Origin of the sequence: Saccharothrix xinjiangensis, assembly GCF_039527585.1 — a bacterium.
Taxonomy (GTDB): domain Bacteria; phylum Actinomycetota; class Actinomycetes; order Mycobacteriales; family Pseudonocardiaceae; genus Actinosynnema; species Actinosynnema xinjiangensis.
Window position 1 is genome coordinate 32,458 of record NZ_BAAAKE010000019.1, and the last position, 19,854, is coordinate 52,311.

Below are 19,854 nucleotides of genomic sequence, written 5' to 3' on the forward strand. Positions count from 1 at the left end.
CGGAACGGATCCGGAAGTGCCCCGGCGCGCGGACGACGAGTGCTCGGTCAGCGGGTCGGCGCGGCCTGGAGGAAGGCACGCCAGGCGGCGGGGCTGAAGGCCAACTGCGGGGCGGTGTACTTGGAGTCCCGCACACCTACGGCCACCGGCTCGAAGGCCACCTCCACGCAGTTGGTGTTCTCGCCACCGCTGTAGCTGCTCTTACGCCACTGCATCGCCACTTCAACGCAGTTCGTGTTCGCCCCTTCGCTGTAGCTGCTCTTACGCCACTGCCTCGCCTCCGGGTGCACTCTGTTCCTCCCGCAGTCGGTCGTAACGGTCCGCCCACTTGGCGAACACCAACCGCGATTCTTCCTCACTCAGAGCCACCCGGTCGAGGTCGTTGCAGCATCGACGGAACCGGCCCGTGGTGGCGAAATCATCCGAGAACAGGGCCACCGGACCACAGTCGACGTAGGAGACCGGCGGGTGGTCGGCGAAGGTCATGAAGCTGAAGGCGGAGTTCAGCGACGCCGGCAGCGCGGCCGCGAACGTCACCAACCTCACGCCACCCCGGAACAGCAGTTGCAGCATCTGCTCGTACATCACCTGGGGGCCACCCGCCGCACGCATCAGGGCCGCCTCGTGGATGAAGAACCGACCCCGTGGCGGTAGGGGCTTGTCGAAGATCTCCTGCCGGACCATCCGCTCAGCCACGCAGCGCTCACCTTCCGGTGTGCTCATCATGCCGCGCGCGTAATCCGCAGTCTGGAGCAGTCCGGGGATGGTGATGATCTCGTACGACCAGATCGTCTTGGCGGTCTGCTCGTGGAGGAGCAGGGCGCGCAGGGCGTCGGGCATCGCGAGTTCGTGTTCGCGGACCAGGTGGCCTGCGTTCGACTCCTCGGCCAGGGACATGATGTGGTCGTAGGTGGGCTGGTCGGTGCGGAGGTGGCCGACGTAGCGGGCGATGTCGATCGAGCTGGTGCCCCGCGTGCCCCGTTCCAATTTGGATATCTTCCCGGCCGACCATCCCAATTCCTCGACCAGGGCACCGAACTTCACCTCTGACTCGTAGCGGGCGCGCCGAAGGGCGTCACCCAGTTCGCGGCTGAGCGCATTCGACATGCGTGAATCCATGCGGGCACGCTAGGACTGTCCCGCCGGTCTCTACCAGCCTCAACCGGTTTTTCCACCCCATGGGGCCACAGTTGTACCCGAGGGGCGGCTCGTTTCCGCTCGCTTTTGTTGCGCGGGCGCAACAAAAGCGAGCGGAAACGACGCGCCACTACTTGGTGGCCAACCTCAGCAGCGCCCACAGCTGGGCGATCGCGTCGTGGTCACCGGTGGTCGGCCTCAGGTCCCGGTCCGGGATCCGGCCCCACAGCCAGCGGTACAGCTGCATGGGCGTGCCGCGCACCTCGGCGTCCGCGGTGGGACCTTCGTCGGGCAGCAGCAGGTGCGCGGCGGCCGGTTCTGGGCCCGTGGCGGCGATCCAGGTGCGGCCCGGCGTGCCGATGGCCACCGAGCCCAGCCGGGTGCCGCGGACGCCCATGAGGTCCAGCCGGTGCCCGAGCCAGAGCGACAGGATCTCGTCGATGCCGTCCTCGGCCACGTCGTCGTCCACGGGGTCGACCGGCAGCCCGGCCGCGCCCTGGACGTCCATCCGGTGCACGGTCGACTCGTGCGCCAGCCGCCGCGCCCAGAAGTTGTGGTTGCGCTCGGCGGGCCACCACGTCTCGCACGGGTCGTCCGGTTCGCGGGCCCGCAGCGCGCGCACGAGGTCCCGGACCCCTCCGCGCACGTACTCCGGCAGTTCCTGCCCCTCCTCGGGGTCCTGCTGCCACACCAGGGGTTGGCTGCCCTCCCTCAGCCACGTCGACACCATCCGGTACGTGCTGCCCACGTGCCTCGCGGTCTCCCCGAGGTTGAGCCCGGGACAGGCGGGCACCTGCCGTTCGGGTCGCTGCCCCTCCGCGGCGGCGGCCAGGCGTTCGGCTTCCAGCTCCACAACGTCGATCAGGCGGTCGTAGGCGACCAGTCCCCTGCTCACAGTCCGTCCTCGTACGTGATCTCGTCGACCGAATAGGTGAACCGCGCCGCTGGGCGCGTCAGGTCGTCCGCCGTGCGGGAGGCGGGCCGGGCGCCGGGTGCGGGCGGGCCGGACCACCGGCGCCGGGGGGGATCGGGAGGGGGAAGGTCGATGACACCCTCGCGGCCTCCTCGCGGCGTCGGACGGCGACGACCGCCGCGGGGAGACGGCGGCACTTGGCGGTGGGGCGCTTCCCCCGCCCCACCGCCAAGGCATAGCTCGAACAAACGTTCGAGCAGCACCAGCCTAGCCTGCGAGCCCGGCAGTCCTCAACCCGGAGCCGCGTGGTCTCATGAACGGGTGAGCGCACTCGACCACCCCGGCATCCGCAAGGTGGCCGCCGCCCTGGCCGAAGCGGGGCATCCTCAGGCGGCGGACGGGATCCGCGTGCTGGCCGACGCCGTCCGCACCGCCGCCGAGGCGGCCGCCGCGGTGGGCGTGCCGGTGGGCGCGATCGCCAACAGCCTCGTGTTCGCGGCGGTCCGCGGCGGCGTCACCGAGCCCCTGCTCGTGCTCACCTCCGGCGCGCACCGCGCGGACCAGGACCTGCTGGCCGCGCTGGCGGGCGCGGACCGCGTCGAACGGGCCACGCCCGCGTTCGTGCGCGAGCACACCGGCCAGGTGATCGGCGGTGTCTCGCCGATCGGGCACCCGACGCCCGTGCGGACCTTCGTCGACACCGCGCTGGAGCGCCACGAGGTGGTGTGGGCCGCCGCGGGTCACCCGCACGCGCTCTTCCCGACCACGTGCGCGGAACTGGTCGAGCTGACCGGTGGCACGCCGGCGGAGGTCGCCCAGTGACCGCCGCGCCGGCCTGGCGGCTGGTCGAGCTGTCCGCGCGCGAGCTGAACGCCCGCCTCGGCGAAGCGCTGGAGCTGTACGTCAGCGCGATGAACTACCCGCCCGGCACGGCCGAGCAGCGCGCGCCCATGTGGCTGGCGCACATGCTGCGCGACGGCTGGCGGTGCGTGGTGGCGCTCGGCGACGAGGACGAGCTGATCGGCATCGGCTACGGCTACCGCGGCGCGGTGGGCCAGTGGTGGCACGAGCAGGTGCGGCAGGGGCTGACCATGGTGGCCGGGCTCGACGCGGTCGAGGAGTGGATGCGCGACTACTTCGAGCTGACCGAGCTGCACGTGCTGCCGGGCGCGCAGGGCCGCGGCATCGGGGAGCAGCTGCTGCGCAGCCTGCTGGCGGGCGTGCCGAACTCGCGGGTGCTGCTGTCCACACCGGAGGGACCGAGCAAGGCGTGGCGGCTGTACCGGCGGGTGGGGTTCGCGGACGTGCTGCGGCACTACCAGTTCACCGGCGACCCGAGGCCGTTCGCGGTGCTCGGCCGCACGCTGCCGGTCGACTGACCGATAAAAGCTGACAGATAACAGCTGACAACTGGCAGACGACAACTGACAGATGACAGATGACAGCGAATGTCAGTCGATCGGGGCCGTGGAACGACGAACGCGGGTGGCCCCTCAAGGGACCACCCGCGTCCGGTGAACCTGCCTAGAAGGGCGAGACGAAGCCCGTCGCCTTCAGGTACCTGCCCGCGTTGAGCCCTTCGATCGGGCGCAGCTTGGAGTACACGACCCGCTCGCCGAAGTTGCCCTCGACCGTGCGGACGTGGGTGGCCTTGCGGCCGGTCCGGTCGTACTTCACCTCGACCACGAGGGCCACGTGCGCGTGCATGTCCGGGTAGTTGCCGTAGACCACGGCGTCACCGGGCGCCACGTCCCGCTCGGCGATGTCCTTCCAGCGGCCGTTGGCCCTGCCCCACTTCTGCCAGTACGTCGCCCAGTGGCCCTGGTCGAGCACCGACCCGCCGGGCGCCGGGCGCATGGACGGCCGGTCCGGCACGCCCGCGGCGGTCCACGCCCAGTTGACGAACACGCCGCACCACTCGGCCGGGCGCAGGATCCCCTGGCCGGGCAGCTGGTACTTCTCCGGGTAGTAGTTGCCCCGGCCCTCGCGCTGACCGACCTCGCGCAGGGCGTGGTCCACGATGTCCTGCCGGACCCGCCACTGCGCCTGGTCCGAGACCGCGCCGGGCTGCGCGTGCGCCGGGGCCGCGCCGAACAGCAGCGCGCCGGCCAGCACGACGCCGAGCGCCGCGCGCATGGGACGTCTGCTCATGCCTCCCCCCTCTCCTCGCCCGCACATCCAACACCGGATCGGGTGACCTCGTCGTGAGGTCCAGGTCACCTCACACCCGTTGGGGTCAGAGCTCGGCGAGCCGCTCACGAAGAGTGTCCAGCCCCATGGCGCCCATTTCCAAGGCGCGCGAGTGAAAACCCTTGAGGTCGAAAGTGCCGGCGTGGCGCGCGCGGGCGTCGTCGCGGGCCGCGAGCCAGAGCCGCTCGCCCAGCTTGTAGGACGGGGCCTGGCCCGGCCAGCCGAGGTAGCGGTCGATCTCGTCGTGCACGTGGGCCGCGTCGGTGATGGTGCGGGTCAGCATGAACTCCAGGCCCAGGTCCGGGGTCCAGCGCTCGCCCTCGTGGAAGCCGGTGCCGCGCGGGATCTCCAGCTCCAGGTGCATGCCGATGTCGACGATCACGCGCGCGGCGCGGAACAGGTGCGCGTCGAGCATCCCCAGCAGGTCGCCGTCGTCCTCCAGGTAGCCCAGCTCGCGCATCAGCCGCTCCGCGTAGAGCGCCCAGCCCTCGCCGTGCCCGGACACCCAGCACATCAGGCGCTGGAACTCGTTGAGCTGCTCGGCCTGGTAGACGGCCGTGGCGACCTGGAGGTGGTGGCCCGGCACGCCCTCGTGGTAGACGGTGGAGACCTCGCGCCAGGTGGAGAACTCCTGCTTGTCGTCCGGCACGGACCACCACATGCGGCCGGGCCGGGAGAAGTCCGGGGTGGGGGCGGTGTAGTAGGCGCCGACGCCGCCGCCGGGCGGCGCGATGCGGCACTCCAGCCTCATCAGCTCGTCGGGCAGCTCGAAGTGCACGTCGCGCACCTCTTCGAGGGCCTTGTCCGACAGCTCCTGCATCCACGACCGGAGCCCGTCCTTGCCCCGCACCAGGTAGCGGGGGTCGGCGTCGAGCGCGGCGGCGGCCTCGGCGAGCGTGGCGCCCGGCTTGATCCGGTCCGCGACCTGCTTCATCTCGGTCTCGATCCGGGTGAACTCCTCCCAGCCCCACTGGTAGGCCTCGGCCAGGTCGAGGCGGGAGCCGGTGAAGTAGCGGGACTGGAGGCGGTAGACGTCCTCGCCGACCGCGTCCTTGGCCGGGGCCCTCGGCGCGAGGTCGGCGCGCAGGAACTCGGCGAAGTCGCCGTACGCCTCGGCGGCGGCCCTCGCGCCCGCCTCCAGGTCGGTGCGCAGCGCGCCGTCCGCGGTCGCGCCGGCGATCATCTTCGCGAAGAACGACGCGTCACCGGTGCGGCCCGCCCACGTGTCGCACTGCGCGGCGACCTTGGTGACCTGCCGCAGGGCCGCCACGCGGCCGGAGTCGGCGGCGCCCGCGAGGCCCGCGCGCAGGTTGGCCAGCGCGTCCGGCACCGCGGTCAGGCGCTTGGCGATCACCGCCCAGTCGTCGGCGGTGTCGGTCGGCATGAGGTCGAACACCTCGCGCATCGACTGCACGGGGCTCGCGATGACGTTGAGGTTGCTCTGCGACAGGCCCGCCTCGTGCAGCTCGACCTCCAGGCCGATCCGCTCCTGGAACACCGCCTTCGCGTCGGCCTCGGACTTGTCCGCGGGCTCGGCGGCGTCGACCGCGGCGAGCGCCTCCTTCGACAGCTCGTAGCGGGCGGCGTGACCCTCCGGCGAGAAGTCGGTGAGCCGGTCGTCGTGGCCGGGCTTGCCCATGAAGGTCGCGGTCAACGGGTCAGCTGCCGCGTAATCGGCGACGAACTGGTTGCTGATGCCGTGCACGCCGGCCGAGGAGGTTGCCATGCGCCGCACGTTACCCGCGGGTCAGGTCACCCCGACAGGTATTTAGCCACGCGTACGATCGTGTCCCAGCGGTCAACTTTTGACGACTGCCGGCAGGATGGCCGGGTGCCAAGGGCCTCCGCGCTCCTCCTGCCCGTGATCCTCCTCGCGGCGTTCGCGCTGACGGGGTGCGTCCGGCTGCACGCCGCGATGGCGGTGTCGCAGGACGACCGCGTGTCCGGCGAGATCACCGCCGCGACCCCGCCCGCCCGGGACAACGACCCCGGCCCGCAGCTGAAGGTGCCGGAGGAGCTGGCCGCCCGGGTCACCACCAAGCCCTACCAGCAGGACGACTACGTCGGGACCCGGGTGTACTTCAGCGCGCTGACCTTCGACGAGGTCAGGGTGCTGGCGGCGGCCACCAGCGCGTCGTCCAGCCGGTACCAGCTCGCCTTCCGGCGCTCGGGCGACCTGGTGACGCTGTCCGGCTCGGTCGACCTGACCCAGGTGCCGCCGGAACGGGCGGACGTCCAGGTGAAGATCGCCTTCCCGGGTGAGGTGATCGACACGAACGGGCGAGAAGAGGACAACGCCACGATCGCGTGGGCGCCGAAACCGGGCCAGGCGTCGATGCTCACCGCGACCGTCCGGTACGCCGGGGCCAACGCCGTGTCCTACTTCGGGTGGACCATGCTGGTGGCCGGGTTGACCGGTGGGGCGGCGCTGATCGTGCTGGTCCTGGCCCTGGTGTCGCACCGGCGGAACCTGGTCGCCTGACCGGGTGTCACACCCCGGGCGGCCGCGCCGTCCTGGTGGCATGAGGATGAACTTCGCCGCGGCGGCCCCCGAGGCCTACCGGCTGATGATCGAGCTGAACTCCTACGCCGCCGAGAACGTCGACCACACCCTGCTGGAACTGGTGAAGCTCCGCGCCTCGGTGCTCAACGGGTGCGCGTTCTGCGTCGACATGCACACCACCGACGCGGTGAAGGCGGGCGAGAACCCGCAACGGCTGTTCGCGGTGTCCGTGTGGCGGGAGTCGAGGTTCTTCAGCGAGACCGAGCGGGTGGCCCTGGAGCTGACCGACGCCGTGACGCGGCTCGGCGAGCACGGCGTGCCGGAGGAGCTGTGGGAGCGGGCGGCCGGGACCTTCGGCGAGAAGGAGCTGGCCGACCTGCTGGCGCTGGTCATCAGCATCAACGGCCTCAACCGGCTGGCGGTGACGCTGGACTCGGCGACGGAGCGGAAGTTGAGGAGCTGAGGGGTGTCGAGGGGCCGTCCCGACGGCCCCGTTCAGCTCGGCACGCGAGCCGGGACCAGGCCGAGCCTGCCGACCACCTCGCGCGTCGCCTTCGAGCGGTTGAACGTGTAGAAGTGCAGGCCCGGCACGCCCTCCGCGAGCAGCCGCTCCCCCATTTCGGTCACCAGGTCCACGCCCGCCGCGCGGAACGCCGCCGGGTCGTCGACCAGCGGCTCCAGCCGGCGCGCCACCGAGGGCGGCACCGGCGCGCCGGACAGCTCCACCGACTTGGCCAGCGTCCGGGGCGTGGTCAGCGGCATCAGGCCGGGCAGCAGCACCGTCTCGCAGCCCGTCGCCGCCACCCGGTCGCGCAGCCGCAGGAAGTCGTCCGGGTCGAGGAACAGCTGGGCGATCGCGAAGTCCGCGCCCGCGCGCAGCTTGCGCACCAGGTGCTCGGTGTCCTGGTCCAGGTCCCGCGACCGCGGGTGGCCGTAGGGGAACGCCGCCACGCCCACGCAGAAGTCGCCCAGCTCGCGGCACAGCCGGACCAGCTCCTCGGCGTAGGTCAGGCCCTCCGGGTGGGCCACCCACTCGCCGTCGGGGTCGCCGGGCGGGTCGCCCCGGACCGCGAGGATGTTGCGCACCCCGACGGCCGCGTACCAGCCGATGACGTTGCGCAGCTCGGCCACCGAGTGGTCGATCGCGGTGAGGTGCGCCATCGGCACGAGGGTCGTCTCCTGGACGACGCGGGCGGTGGTCCGAACGGTCCGGTCGCGCGTGGAGCCGCCCGCACCGTAGGTGATGGACACGAACGCCGGGTCGAGGGCCTCCAGCTCGCGGATCGCCCGCCACAGCACGGCCTCGTCCGCCGTGTCGCGCGGCGGGAAGAACTCGACGGAGAAGACGGGGCTTCCCCCGCTCAGGCGCTCGATGACGGACGTCATGGGACCAGCGTAGATGCCCGCTCGCAGCGTGGGACAGTCCTTCCACCTGCTGGACCACCCCCCGGTTGGGCGGCCGAGCGGCGCAGAGGTGACGATAGGGGCGTGCCGCCCCACCCTTTGGACCTCGAACTGCCCAAGCACGTCGACGCCGCCCTGACCGGCTACCTCGCCGAGCGGCGGTCACTGGGTGAGCGCATGGAGGCGAACTTCACCGGCGTGGTGGACGCGCTGGCCGACTTCGTCCTCGGCGGCGGCAAGCGCGTCCGGCCCACCTTCGCGTGGTGGGGCTGGCGCGCGGCGGGCGGCGACCCGGACACCGAGCTGGCGGGCCGCGTGCTCATCGCGGTCAGCTCGCTGGAGCTGATCCAGGCGTGCGCCCTGGTGCACGACGACCTGATGGACGCCTCCGAGACCCGCCGCGGGATGCCGACCGTGCACGTCAGGTTCGCCGGGCGGCACCGCGCCGAGGGCTGGCTCGGCGAGCCCGAGCGGTTCGGCCTGGCCGCGGCCGTGCTGATCGGCGACATCGCCCTGGCCTGGGCGGACGACATGCTGTTCGCCGCCGGGCTGCCCACCGACGCGCTCCAGCGGCTGAGCCTGCCGTGGCGGGACATGCGCACCGAGATGCTGGCCGGCCAGTACCTGGACGTGCTGACCCAGGCGCGCGGCGACGCCTCGCCGGACGCCGCGCTGCGCATCGACCGGCTCAAGACCGCCGCCTACACCGTGGAGCGACCGCTGCACATGGGCGCGGCCATCGGCGGCGGCTCGCCCGAGCTGGTGGCCGGGCTGCGCTCGTTCGGCGCGGACATCGGCGTGGCGTTCCAGCTGCGCGACGACCTGCTCGGCGTGTTCGGCGACCCCGCGGTGACCGGCAAGCCCGCGGGCGACGACCTGCGCGAGGGCAAGCGGACGCTGCTGGTCGCGCTGGGCATGGAGTACGGCGCGGACGTGCTGCACGACGCGCTGGGCCGCCCCGACCTGGACGAGGTCACGGTGGCCGCGGCGCGGGCGCAGCTGGAGGAGGTGGGCGCGGTGGCCGCCGTCGAGGCGCGGATCGCCGAGCTGACCGAGTCGGCGCTGCTGGCCCTCGACCGGGCCCCGGTGGCGGAACCGGCGGCGGAGCGGCTGGCCGAGCTGGCGGTCAGCGCCACGAAGCGGGCCTACTGACGATGCGGGAGGTCTCGGGTCGCACCGACCACGTCGTCGTGGTCGGCGCGGGGCTGGCCGGGCTGTCCGCGGCGCTGCACCTGCTCGGCGCGGGCAGGCGGGTCACCGTGGTCGAGCGGGACGACGTGCCCGGCGGCCGGGCCGGGCGGCTGGACCTGGGCGGGTACCGGTTCGACACCGGCCCGACCGTGCTGACCATGCCGGAGCTGGTGGACGAGGCGCTGAACGCGGTCGGCGAGTCGCTGGCCGACCGGCTGGAGCTGCTGCCCGTCGAACCCGCCTACCGGGCCCGGTTCGCCGACGGGGCCACGCTGGACGTGCACGCCGACGCCGCGGCGATGGAGGCCGAGGTGCGCCGGTTCGCCGGTCCCCGCGAGGCCTCCGGGTACCGGGCGCTGCGCCGCTGGCTGACCGAGCTGTACCGGGTGGAGCGCGACGAGTTCATCGGCGCGAACTTCGACTCGCCGCTGGACCTGCTCACGCCGCGGCTGGCCCGGCTGACCGCGCTGCGCGGGTTCGCCCGGCTCGAACCGGCGGTGGCGCGGTTCATCTCCGACGAGCGGCTGCGGCGCGTGTTCACCTTCCAGTCCCTGTACGCCGGGGTGCCGCCGCGGCGGGCCCTGGCCGCGTACGCGGTGATCGCCTACATGGACACCGTGGCGGGCGTGTACCACCCGCGCGGCGGGATGAGGGCGCTGCCGGACGCGCTCGCGGCGGCGGCCGGCGACGCCGGCGCGGAGTTCCGCTACGGGACCAGGGTGGCGTGGCTGGAGCGGATCGGCGGCCGGGTCACCGCCGTGCGCACCGGGCACGGCGAGCGCATCCCGTGCGACGCGGTCGTGCTCACCCCGGACCTGCCGACCTCCTACCGCCTGCTCGGCCACCGCCCGCGCCGCCCGCTGCCGGTGACCTGGTCGCCGTCGGCGGTGGTGCTGCACGCGGGCGTGACGCGCACCTGGCCGGAACTGGCGCACCACACCCTCTTCTTCGGGGACGCGTGGGAGCGGACCTTCGCTGAGCTGACCCGCCGCGGCACCCTGATGAGCGACCCGTCGCTGCTGGTCACCGCCCCTCCCGGGCAGGGGATGTTCGTGCTGGCCCCCGCGCCGAACCTGCGGCGGTCGGCGATCGACTGGGAACGCGTCGGCCCCGCCTACCGCGACGAGCTGGTGCGCACGCTGGAGGCGCGCGGCCTGACCGGGTTCGGCGACTCGATCGAGGTCGAGCACCTGGTCACGCCGCGCGACTGGGCCGCCATGGGCCTGGCCGCGGGCACCCCGTTCTCCGCCGCGCACACGTTCGCGCAGACCGGGCCGTTCCGGCCGCGCAACCTCGTGCTGGACAACGCGGTGCTGGCGGGCTGCGGCACCACGCCGGGCGTGGGCGTGCCGCCGGTGCTGATCTCCGGCAGGCTCGCCGCCCAGCGGATCACCGGCGCGGGCGCGCGGCGGCGGGCGGTCGCGCGCACGTGACGGACCTCGCCGCCGCGCGCACCGCCGAGGTGACCGCCGGGGCGCCCCGGGAGCACGACGTCCGGGCAACCCGCGAGGGCTGCCCGGACGTGGGGCCGGTGGTTCTCGGGTGGTGCGGCTCAGAAACCCATCGACTGCGCCCGCCTCTTGACCTCGCGGCCGCGGTCGCCGCGCAGCGCCTCGATCGGCGTACCCGGCAGGGTCTCGTCGTCGGTGAACAGCCAACGCAGGATCTCATCGGTCGAGTAGCCGGAGTCGCGCAGCACCGTGATGGTGCCGGGCAGTCCCTTGACCACGCCTCCGGCGGCGAGGAACTGGGAGGGGACGACCAGCACGCCGTCGCGGCGCTCGGCGAGCAGTTGACCGTCGCGCAGCAGCTGGTGGACTCGGGTGACGGGCAGGCCGAGGCGCTCGGCGACCTCCGGCAGGTTCAGGACTTCCAGGTCGGGAGCCAGCACGTCGGCAGCGGCAGGAATCGCACTCACGTGCGTCACGATGCCACAACGCCGAGAGCGACGCCCTGCGCCAACCGGGTGGTGGCCTTACACCTCCGGGTCACCCCTCGGACACCCCCCGTTCCGCCCGACTTTGACACGGAGCCCACACGCGCGCGTGGGACCATCCAGCGCACGGCAATCGGTCGGCACCACCCACCGTACGATCCACGGCTGTGGAAAGGTCGGCGACGAACGTGATCGGCGGGCTGCTCGAACAACGCTACCGGGTAGGCGCCCTGGTGGCGCGGGGCGGCATGTCCGCCGTCTACCGGGGCGTGGACACGCGCCTGGAGCGGGACGTGGCCATCAAGGTCATGGACCCCAGGTTCTCCGCGGACCCGCAGTTCGTCGCGCGGTTCGAGCGCGAGGCGCGAGCCGCGGCGAAGCTGCACCACCCCGGCGTGGTGCAGGTGCACGACCAGGGCGTCGACGAGGACCGCGTGTTCCTCGTCATGGAGCTGGTCGAGGGCGGCACGCTGCGCGACCTGCTGAACGAGCGCGGCACGCTCGACGTGCCGCTCGCCCTGACGGTCCTGGAGAAGGTGCTCGCGGCGCTGGCCGCGGCGCACCGGGCGGACCTCGTCCACCGGGACGTCAAGCCGGAGAACGTGCTGATCGGGCGCGGCGGCGCGGTGAAGGTCGCGGACTTCGGCCTGGTCCGGGCGATGTCGGCGGCGGGCGTCACCAGCGACTCGGTGATCCTGGGCACGGTCGCCTACCTCTCACCCGAGCAGGTGACCACGGGCAACACCGACGCGCGCAGCGACGTGTACTCGGCGGGCGTGCTGCTGTACGAGGTGCTGACCGGCGCGCCGCCCTACGTGGGCGACAATGCCATCTCCGTGGCCTACCGGCACGTGAACGACGAGGTGCCGCCGGTGACGGGCGTGCCGGCCGAGGTGGCCGAGCTGGTGCGCCGGGCCACGCGCAAGGAGCCGTTCCTGCGACCGGCCGACGCCGACTCGTTCCTGTCCGAGGTGGAGGCGGTCCGGGCCAAGCTCGGCCTCATGACCGCGGACGTGCCCACGCCCGTCGCCGCGCCGGTCCGGCAGCCCGCCGGCACGCCGCCGGGCGGGGTGCCGCTGGGCGGGCCGCCCTCGGGTGGGACGCCGGCGGGGGCGCCTCTGGCGGGAGCGCCTCTGGCCGGGGCGCCTCTGGCCGGGGTGCCTTTGACCGGGACTCCGTCGGGCGGGGTCCCGCTGCCCGGCGCTCCGCTGTCCGGGGTCCCGATGTCCGGTGTCCCGCTGCCCGGCTCTCCCCTGCCCGGCGTTGCGCTGCCCGGCGCCGCGCTGTCCGTCTCCCCGCTACCCGGCGGTCCGCTGCCCGGTGCGGTGCTGCCCGGTGCGGTGCTGCCCGGCGCTCCGCTGCCCGGTGCGGCGCCGGTCGCCGCGGGTGACCCGACCGCCCAGCACGCCGCCGTCGCCGGGGAGCCGCTGACCCAGCGGGTCGTCCTCGACGACCCGACCGCGCGGCAGGTGCCCGCCCCCACCGCGATGGAGCAGACCGTGCGCGTCGCGCCGGTGGGCGTGGGCGCGCCCGCCGCGTTCGCCGAACCGACCGTGCCGGTGCACCGCCCGAACCCGCTCGCCACGCCCGTCGCGGGTCCCCAGGGCACCCGGGCGATCCCCCGCGCCGCCCTCGTCCCGCCGCCCGAGGCGCCGCTCACCGCGCCCAGGCCCAGACCGCGGCGCCCACCGCGCAAGAAGAAGACGCCCGAGCAGCTCCAGGAGGAGCTGCGGGCGCGCGGCAAGCGGCAGTTCATCACCTGGCTCAGCGTCGTGGTCGTGGCGGCCGTGCTGATCGGCGTCACCACCTGGTGGTTCTCCATCGGCCGGGTCACCAGGGTGCCCGAGCTGGTCGGCAAGGACGAGGCCACGGCCGTCGCCCTGATCGAGGGCGCCTCGCTCAAGTACACGCAGACCATCGAGAAGAGCGACACGGTCCCCGCGGGCCAGGTGATCAGCGTCGACCCGCCGGCGGGCACCGAGGCCAACATCGACGACCTGGTGCGGCTCGTGGTGTCCGGCGGCAAGCCCGTGGTGCCCCAGGTCCAGCCGGGCGTCGACACCGCGGCGGCGGAGCGCGAGATCACGTCGGTCGGGCTGAAACCGCAGGTCAACCCCGCCCAGGACCAGTTCAGCGACCGCGTGCCCAAGGGCAAGGTGGTCACCCTGGACCCCTCGCCCGGCACGCCCGTGCCCATCGGCTCGACGGTGACGATCGTGCTCAGCAAGGGCGTCGAGCCCAAGCCCGTGCCGAGCGTGACCGGCAAGTCCAAGGACGAGGCGTTCGCCGAGCTGTCCGCGGCCGGGTTCGAGCCGGTCGAGGGGCCCGAGGAGTTCTCCGAGTCCGTGGACGCGGGCAAGGTGGTGCGCACCGACCCGGCGGCCGGCTCGAACGTGACCGGCAACGACCGGCGCGTGACCGTGTTCACGTCCAACGCGGTGACCGTGCCGCAGGTCGAGGGCAAGCGGGTCGACGAGGCCAAGCGCGAGCTGGAGCAGGCCGGGCTGAAGGTGGACGTGCAGTTCAACGACCGGGGCCGGGCGCGGGTGGTCAACCAGTCCGTGCGCGCCGGGCAGCGCGTGCCCAAGGACACCCGGATCGTGTTGATCGCGCTGTGACCCGGTAGTGGAACGGCCCCCCACCTCCGCGGAGGTGGGGGGCCGTTCTGCACGAGGAGCGCTCAGGGCCGCTCAGGGTCGCCCGGAACCGCTCAGCCGCGGAGCATCTCGGCGACGAGGAAGGCCAGCTCCAGGGACTGCTGGGTGTTCAGGCGGGGGTCGCAGGCGGTCTCGTAGCGGCCGGCCAGGTCGGTGTCGGAGATCTCCTGGGCGCCGCCCAGGCACTCGGTGACGTCCTCGCCGGTCAGCTCGATGTGGATGCCGCCGGGGTGCGTGCCCAGCCGGCGGTGCACCTCGAAGAAGCCCTGCACCTCGTCCACGATCCGGTCGAAGTGCCGGGTCTTGTAGCCGGTGGAGGACTCGTGGGTGTTGCCGTGCATCGGGTCGCACTGCCAGATCACCTGGTGCCCGGAGGCGGTGACCTTCTCCACGATCGGGGGCAGCACGTCGCGGACCTTGCCGTTGCCCATGCGGCTGATCAGGGTCAACCGGCCGGCCTGGTTGTGCGGGTCCAGGCGCTCGACGTACTCCACCGCCATCTCCGGCGTGGTCGACGGGCCGATCTTCAGGCCGATCGGGTTGGCCAGCAGCTCGGCGAAGGCGATGTGCGCGCCGTCCAGCTGGCGGGTCCGCTCCCCGATCCACAGGAAGTGCGAGGACAGGTCGTACAGCTTCGCCTGGTCACCGCCGGTGTCGAGGCGCAGCAGGGCCCGCTCGTAGTCCAGCAGCAGGGCCTCGTGCGAGGCGAAGATCTCCGTGGTGTGCAACGACACGTCGTTGACGCCGCACGCCGACATGAACCGCAGGCCCCGGTCGATCTCGCCGGCCAGCGCCTCGTACCGCTCGCCGGCCGGCGAGGTGCGCACGAAGTCCTTGTTCCAGTCGTGCAGGCGGTGCAGGTCGGCCATGCCGGCCGAGGTCATCGCCCGCAGCAGGTTCATCGCCGCGCCCGCGTTGGCGTAGGCGCGGATCATCCGCGACGGGTCCGGCACCCGCGCCTCGGGCGTGGGGACCAGCGAGTTCACGATGTCGCCCCGGTAGGACGGCAGGCCCAGCGCGTCGATGCCCGACGAGCGCGGCTTGGCGTACTGCCCGGCGATGCGCCCGATCTTGACCACCGGCAGGCTCGCGCCGTAGGTCAGCACCACCGCCATCTGGAGCAGGGTCCGGACGTTGGCGCGGATGTGCGGCTCCGTGTTGTCCGCGAACGTCTCCGCGCAGTCACCGCCCTGGAGCAGGAACGCCTCGCCCCGCGCCACCTCGGCCAGGTTCTCGCGCAGGCGGTCGACCTCGGCGGGCACGGTGATCGGCGGCACGCTCTCCAGCACCGCGCGCACGCGGCGCACCTGCTCGGGATCCGGCCACTCCGGCTGCTGGGCGGCCGGGCGGGTGAGCGCGTCGTCCAACCGGTCGCGCAGCTCGGGCGGGAGGGGCGGAAGCTCGGGAAGCGTGTCCACGGGCACGTCCACGGTCCAGTTCACACGTTAAAGATAGCTGTCCACACTCCAGGACGGACGCGGGTCCGCCTCGGCATGATGTGGCTCATGCCTGACACCCGGTTGGATGATCGGACGGCCGCCCGGTTGCTGTCGGTGGCGGTGGAGAACCTCCTGCGGGACCACCCCGCGCACTGGACGCACGTGATCGCGGACGATGCCGAGCTCGTGCCGCAGCGGCAGCTGCACCCGATCTTCGCCGGGTCGTTCGACTGGCACTCGTGCGTGCACCAGACGTGGCTGGCGGTCCGCCTGCTGCGGTTGCGGCCGGGGCTGCCGGGCGCGGACGAGGCGCGCCGCGTGCTCGACTCGCTGATCACCGCCGAGCACGCGCGGGTCGAGGCGGCGTTCTTCGACGGGCCGAGCGGCGGGTTCTGGGAGCGGCCCTACGGGTGGGCGTGGCTGCTGGTGCTGGACGCGGAGCTGCGCACGTGGGGCTCGCCGTGGGCGGAGGAGCTGCGACCGCTGAGCGAGGTGCTGCGCGACCGGTACCTCGCCAAGGTGGTCGGTTCGCGGCTGCCGGTCCGCACCGGGACGCACGGCAACACGGCCTTCTCCACCGGCCTCGTGCTCGACGCGGCGCGTGCCGCCGGTGACGAGGAGCTGGCGGCGGCCTGCGCGGCGGCGGCGCTGCGCTGGCACCGGGAGGACGCCGGGTACGGCGGGTTCGAGCCGAGCGCGGGCGACTTCCTGTCCCCCGGCCTGACCGAGGCCGACCTGATGCGCCGGGTGCTGTCCCCGGCCGACTTCGCCGACTGGTTCGAGGCCTTCCTGCCGGACCTGGAGGAGGCGCGCTGGAAGTCGCTGCGCGAGCCCGTGCCGGTGGACGAGCCCGGCGACCCCTACGGCTCGCACCTGGTGGGCCTGGCCCTGTCCCGGGCGAGGCAGTGGCGACAAATCGCCGCCGCCCTCCCCCCTCTCCACCGCTACACCGCCCTGGCCGGGGACGCCGCCGAGTCGCACCGCGAACTGGGCCTGCACCACGTCTTCGGCCACGGCTACTACGCCGAGCACTGGCTGGGCACCTTCGCCGCCCACCTGGACCTGAACGCCTTCTAACCCCGCGTGTCCTCCACTCCGGCATCGCGTGTCCTCCGGTCGGACACCGCGAGTTGCGCATTCGGGACCGGCGGCGCGGACCCGAAGGTGCGGCATGAAGTGCCGGAGCGGAGGACACGCGATGTCCGAGTGGACGACACGCGATGCCCGAGTGGACGACACGCGATGCCCGAGTGGACGACACGCGATGCCCGAGTGGACGACACGCGGATGTGGAAAGGCACCCCGGACCTCGTCCGGGGTGCCTTGGCCGGGTGGATCAGCCGAAGAAGACTTCGGCTTCCTGGTAGCGCTCCAGGGGGACGGTCTTCAGCTCCGCCGTCGCCTCCGACAGCTTCACGCGCACGATGTCGGTGCCCTTCAGCGCCACCATGACGCCGAAGTCGCCCTCGGCGACCGCGTCCACGGCGTGCAGGCCGAACCGGGTGGCGAGCACGCGGTCGTAGGCGGTCGGGATGCCGCCGCGCTGCACGTGGCCCAGCACGACCGCGCGCGACTCCTTGCCGGTCCGCCCGGCGATCTCCTCGGCCAGCCAGGTGCCGACGCCGCCCAGGCGCACGTGGCCGAACGCGTCCTTCTCACCGGAGTGCAGCACCTCGGCGCCGCCCTCGGGGATCGCGCCCTCCGCGACCACGATGATCGGGGCGAACTGGCGCTCGAACCGCCGCTCCACCCACTGGACGACCTTCTCGACGCTGAACGGCCGCTCGGGCACCAGGATCACGTTCGCGCCGCCCGCGAGGCCCGAGTGCAGCGCGATCCAACCCGCGTGCCGCCCCATGACCTCGACGACCAGGGCCCGGTGGTGCGACTCGGCCGTGGTGCGGAGCCGGTCGATCGCCTCGGTGGCGATGTGCACGGCGGTGTCGAAGCCGAACGTGTAGTCGGTGGCGCCCAGGTCGTTGTCGATGGTCTTCGGCACGCCCACGACGCCGATGCCGTCGTCGGTGAGCCGCTTCGCGACGCCCAGGGTGTCCTCGCCGCCGATGGCGATCAGCGCGTCGACACCGTTGTCCTTGAGCACCTGGCGGATCTTGTCGACACCGCCCTCGACCTTGTACGGGTTGGTGCGCGACGAGCCGAGGATGGTGCCGCCCCGGGTCAGGATGTCCTCGACGTCGGCGAGGCCGATCGGCTTGGTCAGGTTCTCGATCGGGCCCTGCCAGCCGTTGCGGAACCCGAGGACCTCCCAGCCGTGGACCTCGACGCCCTTGCGGACGACGCCGCGGATGACGGCGTTGAGGCCGGGGCAGTCGCCACCGCCGGTGAGCACACCAATGCGCATTTGCTTAGCCAATCTCTTCTCGTGGCGTGGGTCACCCAAGACTGACACGTGCTGGATCGGTGCAGCAAGCGAGGGTCCACCAACCGGACGGAGAACACACCGCGACGGTTGGGGAAAACCTCGGTTACGGCGTTCGGAACCGATCTACGGCCGCGTGGAGAAGCCCCGCTTGAGCCGTTCGACCTCGATCACCTTCCACCGCTCCAGGTTGTGCCGGGCGTCGGCCAGCGCGTCGTGCGCGTCGGCGGGCGGCTGCGGCAGGCGGGGCTTGCCCACGTCCTCCCAGCGCTGCCGCAGGTCGCGGGTGAACCGGGGCAGGCAGCGCGGCAGCGCGGGCATCGGGCCCCACAGCTGCGCCAGCGCGACGTGGTCGTAGGCGGCGAACCACGCCCACAGCTCGACGTCGTCCCGCTGGGCCTTCGGGCCGCCGAGGAAGTCCAGCAGGTCGTTCCTGATGCGCTCCCGGCTGCGCCACGCCCGGTCGGCGGGAGGCGGCAGCTGGTTCAGCACGTTGGCCCGCACCCACGGCCCGGCCTTGGCCGGGTCGAACTCCGTGGAGACGGCGTAGAACTCGCGACCCTCCTCGTCGACCACGCCGATGGAGACGAGGTCGATGGTGACCCCGTCCTCGATGAACTCACAGTCGTAGAAGAACCGCACCGCACCACCCTAGGTGGCGATCAACCGGCCTTCGCCTCGGGCAGGCGATCGGGCCGCTCCGGGGTCGTCCCGTCGGCCTGGACCTCCTTGGCCTTGGCCGCGTAGACGTCCACGTACTCCTGGCCGGACAGCTCCATCAGCGCGTACATGATCTCGTCGGTGATCGAGCGCAGCACGAACCGGTCGCCGGACAGGCCCTCGTACCGGGAGAAGTCGAGCGGCTTGCCGATCTTGATCCGGATGGGGTACGGCCGCCACATCTTCGAGCCGATGGGGTTGGCCTTGTCCGTGCCGAACATCGCCACGGGGATCACCGGGGCGCCGGACTCCAGGGCGATCCACGCGACGCCGACCTTGCCCTTGTAGAGGCGGCCGTCGGGGCTGCGGGTGCCCTCGGGGTAGATGCCGAGCAGCTTGCCCTCGCGCACGATCCGCACGCCCGTGTCGAGCGCGCTCTGGGCCGCCGACGCGCTGGACCGGTCGATCGGCACCTGGCCGACGCCGGAGAAGAACCAGCGCTTGAACGTCCCCTTGAGCCCCTTCCCGGTGAAGTACTCGATCTTGGCCGGGAAGGTCATCCGGCGCGAGAGCTTCAGCGGGAGGAAGAACGAGTCGGAGACCGCGAGGTGGTTGCTCGCCAGGATCGCGCCACCCTCCGCGGGGATGTTCTCGGCACCCTCGATGATCTTGGGCCGGAAGAACAGGTTCAGGAGCGGCCCGAGAAAGATGTGTTTCATCAACCAGTAGAGCACCGCTGGGAGCGCCTCCTCGACGAGCTTGATCCCCGACGTCAGCCTACGGAGCCGACGGCCCAAACCACAACGAAGCCCGGTGCGCACGCGGTACGGTCGAAGTCGTCGCCCGGCTGTCGTACCCGCAACGCGGCGGGCACGTGGGACGATGGAACTCCTGGACCCGCCTGTCACGGCTTCGGAGGGTGGAGCACGCCGATGAACTCCCGACGCGACTCTACCGACGGCCCCGAGGACGTCGACGCCACCTTCGCCGAGATCGTGGCCGGGCTGGAACGCGAGGGCGTCGGCAAGCGCGCCTGGTTCGACGGCGAGGACGACCACGACGAGTCGGAGGACGAGGCCGAGCCCGCCCGCCCGGTGCGGCCCGAGGGGCAGCCGGCCGTGGCCACGGTCGAGGACGACCCCGCGGACGCCGACGACGACCCGGACGACCCCGACAACCACTACATGCCGCCCGACCCGCCGCCGCTGCCCGCGCTGCGACCCGGCACGGTCGCCGCGCTGCTGGTGATCCTGCTGGGCGTGGTGGTGCTGCTGTTCCCCGGCCTGTTCGGGCTGAGCGGCGCGCTCGGGACGCCGCTGGCGCTGATCGTCATCTGCGCCGGCGCGGGGTGGCTGGTGCTGCGGATGCGCAGCGGCCCGCCGCCGGACTCCGGGTGGGACGACGGGGCCGTGCTCTGAGCGGGAACGCCTGAGCGGAACCCGTC

The 19,854-nt window shown here is 72.6% G+C and carries 20 protein-coding genes; 9 read left to right on the forward strand and 11 right to left on the reverse strand.

The window, feature by feature from the left end:
- Positions 1 to 47: 47 nt before the first annotated feature.
- The 3 genes from ABD223_RS29320 to ABD223_RS29330 form a co-directional block, all read right to left on the reverse strand.
- The gene (locus ABD223_RS29320) at positions 48 to 215 is read right to left on the reverse strand and encodes a DUF397 domain-containing protein (RefSeq protein ID WP_344039962.1); all 168 of its coding nucleotides are present in this window, start codon (positions 213 to 215) and stop codon (positions 48 to 50) included.
- A gap of 46 nt (positions 216 to 261) precedes the next feature.
- On the reverse strand, positions 262 to 1,119 hold the full coding sequence (locus tag ABD223_RS29325) for a helix-turn-helix domain-containing protein (RefSeq protein WP_344039818.1): 858 nt from the start codon (positions 1,117 to 1,119) through the stop codon (positions 262 to 264).
- A gap of 148 nt (positions 1,120 to 1,267) precedes the next feature.
- Entirely contained in the window at positions 1,268 to 2,032 is a 765-nt protein-coding gene (locus ABD223_RS29330; protein ID WP_344039819.1) for a maleylpyruvate isomerase family mycothiol-dependent enzyme, read from the reverse strand.
- Between the two features lie 339 nt (positions 2,033 to 2,371).
- Here ABD223_RS29330 and ABD223_RS29335 point away from each other — a divergent pair, with 339 nt between their 5' ends.
- Complete coding sequence (locus ABD223_RS29335; protein WP_344039820.1) at positions 2,372 to 2,872, forward strand: YbaK/EbsC family protein; 501 nt, start codon at positions 2,372 to 2,374, stop codon at positions 2,870 to 2,872.
- On the forward strand, positions 2,869 to 3,429 hold the full coding sequence (locus tag ABD223_RS29340; protein ID WP_344039821.1) for a GNAT family N-acetyltransferase: 561 nt from the start codon (positions 2,869 to 2,871) through the stop codon (positions 3,427 to 3,429). Before ABD223_RS29335 ends, ABD223_RS29340 begins: the two co-directional genes overlap by 4 nt.
- Before the next feature lie 145 nt (positions 3,430 to 3,574).
- Here ABD223_RS29340 and ABD223_RS29345 read toward each other — a convergent pair whose 3' ends face one another.
- Positions 3,575 to 4,201 carry a CHAP domain-containing protein gene (locus ABD223_RS29345; RefSeq protein WP_344039822.1) on the reverse strand — a complete coding sequence of 209 codons (627 nt, stop codon included), beginning with the start codon at positions 4,199 to 4,201 and terminating at the stop codon, positions 3,575 to 3,577.
- An 85-nt stretch (positions 4,202 to 4,286) separates the two neighbouring features.
- Positions 4,287 to 5,966: a DUF885 domain-containing protein gene (locus tag ABD223_RS29350; RefSeq protein WP_344039823.1), complete on the reverse strand. Its 1,680-nt coding sequence runs from the start codon at positions 5,964 to 5,966 to the stop codon at positions 4,287 to 4,289.
- Positions 5,967 to 6,071: 105 nt separating this feature from the next.
- On the opposite strand from ABD223_RS29350, the gene ABD223_RS29355 reads away from it, so the two are divergent.
- On the forward strand, positions 6,072 to 6,722 hold the full coding sequence (locus ABD223_RS29355; protein ID WP_344039824.1) for a DUF3153 domain-containing protein: 651 nt from the start codon (positions 6,072 to 6,074) through the stop codon (positions 6,720 to 6,722).
- A gap of 40 nt (positions 6,723 to 6,762) precedes the next feature.
- Positions 6,763 to 7,206 (forward strand): carboxymuconolactone decarboxylase family protein, encoded by a 444-nt coding sequence (locus ABD223_RS29360; protein WP_344039825.1) that lies wholly within the window; start codon positions 6,763 to 6,765, stop codon positions 7,204 to 7,206.
- A gap of 32 nt (positions 7,207 to 7,238) precedes the next feature.
- On the opposite strand, the gene ABD223_RS29365 is transcribed toward ABD223_RS29360, so the two are convergent.
- Positions 7,239 to 8,129 carry a methylenetetrahydrofolate reductase gene (locus ABD223_RS29365; RefSeq protein WP_344039826.1) on the reverse strand — a complete coding sequence of 297 codons (891 nt, stop codon included), beginning with the start codon at positions 8,127 to 8,129 and terminating at the stop codon, positions 7,239 to 7,241.
- Between the two features lie 102 nt (positions 8,130 to 8,231).
- Here ABD223_RS29365 and ABD223_RS29370 point away from each other — a divergent pair, with 102 nt between their 5' ends.
- Together ABD223_RS29370 and crtI are read left to right on the forward strand one after the other, a co-directional pair.
- Positions 8,232 to 9,299 (forward strand): polyprenyl synthetase family protein, encoded by a 1,068-nt coding sequence (locus tag ABD223_RS29370; RefSeq protein WP_344039827.1) that lies wholly within the window; start codon positions 8,232 to 8,234, stop codon positions 9,297 to 9,299.
- Positions 9,300 to 9,301: 2 nt separating this feature from the next.
- Positions 9,302 to 10,771: a phytoene desaturase family protein gene (gene crtI / locus ABD223_RS29375; RefSeq protein ID WP_344039828.1), complete on the forward strand. Its 1,470-nt coding sequence runs from the start codon at positions 9,302 to 9,304 to the stop codon at positions 10,769 to 10,771.
- A gap of 119 nt (positions 10,772 to 10,890) precedes the next feature.
- Here the strand turns inward: crtI and ABD223_RS29380 are convergent, their stop codons facing one another.
- Positions 10,891 to 11,256, reverse strand: a complete 366-nt coding sequence (locus ABD223_RS29380; protein ID WP_344039829.1) for an Rv2175c family DNA-binding protein — start codon at positions 11,254 to 11,256, stop codon at positions 10,891 to 10,893.
- A gap of 185 nt (positions 11,257 to 11,441) precedes the next feature.
- On the opposite strand from ABD223_RS29380, the gene ABD223_RS29385 reads away from it, so the two are divergent.
- Complete coding sequence (locus tag ABD223_RS29385) at positions 11,442 to 13,892, forward strand: Stk1 family PASTA domain-containing Ser/Thr kinase (protein WP_344039830.1); 2,451 nt, start codon at positions 11,442 to 11,444, stop codon at positions 13,890 to 13,892.
- A gap of 92 nt (positions 13,893 to 13,984) precedes the next feature.
- On the opposite strand, the gene ABD223_RS29390 is transcribed toward ABD223_RS29385, so the two are convergent.
- Positions 13,985 to 15,373, reverse strand: a complete 1,389-nt coding sequence (locus ABD223_RS29390; RefSeq protein ID WP_344039831.1) for a class II 3-deoxy-7-phosphoheptulonate synthase — start codon at positions 15,371 to 15,373, stop codon at positions 13,985 to 13,987.
- Between the two features lie 63 nt (positions 15,374 to 15,436).
- On the opposite strand from ABD223_RS29390, the gene ABD223_RS29395 reads away from it, so the two are divergent.
- Positions 15,437 to 16,447 carry a DUF2891 domain-containing protein gene (locus ABD223_RS29395; protein WP_344039832.1) on the forward strand — a complete coding sequence of 337 codons (1,011 nt, stop codon included), beginning with the start codon at positions 15,437 to 15,439 and terminating at the stop codon, positions 16,445 to 16,447.
- Positions 16,448 to 16,706: 259 nt separating this feature from the next.
- Here ABD223_RS29395 and ABD223_RS29400 read toward each other — a convergent pair whose 3' ends face one another.
- The 3 genes from ABD223_RS29400 to ABD223_RS29410 all read right to left on the reverse strand — a co-directional run bounded on the left by ABD223_RS29400 (position 16,707) and on the right by ABD223_RS29410 (position 19,144).
- On the reverse strand, positions 16,707 to 17,732 hold the full coding sequence (locus ABD223_RS29400) for a 6-phosphofructokinase (RefSeq protein ID WP_344039833.1): 1,026 nt from the start codon (positions 17,730 to 17,732) through the stop codon (positions 16,707 to 16,709).
- A 144-nt stretch (positions 17,733 to 17,876) separates the two neighbouring features.
- Positions 17,877 to 18,392, reverse strand: a complete 516-nt coding sequence (locus tag ABD223_RS29405) for a polyadenylate-specific 3'-exoribonuclease AS (RefSeq protein ID WP_344039834.1) — start codon at positions 18,390 to 18,392, stop codon at positions 17,877 to 17,879.
- A 20-nt stretch (positions 18,393 to 18,412) separates the two neighbouring features.
- Positions 18,413 to 19,144, reverse strand: a complete 732-nt coding sequence (locus tag ABD223_RS29410) for a lysophospholipid acyltransferase family protein (protein WP_344039835.1) — start codon at positions 19,142 to 19,144, stop codon at positions 18,413 to 18,415.
- Between the two features lie 198 nt (positions 19,145 to 19,342).
- On the opposite strand from ABD223_RS29410, the gene ABD223_RS29415 reads away from it, so the two are divergent.
- Complete coding sequence (locus ABD223_RS29415; RefSeq protein WP_344039836.1) at positions 19,343 to 19,828, forward strand: hypothetical protein; 486 nt, start codon at positions 19,343 to 19,345, stop codon at positions 19,826 to 19,828.
- Positions 19,829 to 19,854 lie beyond the last annotated feature (26 nt).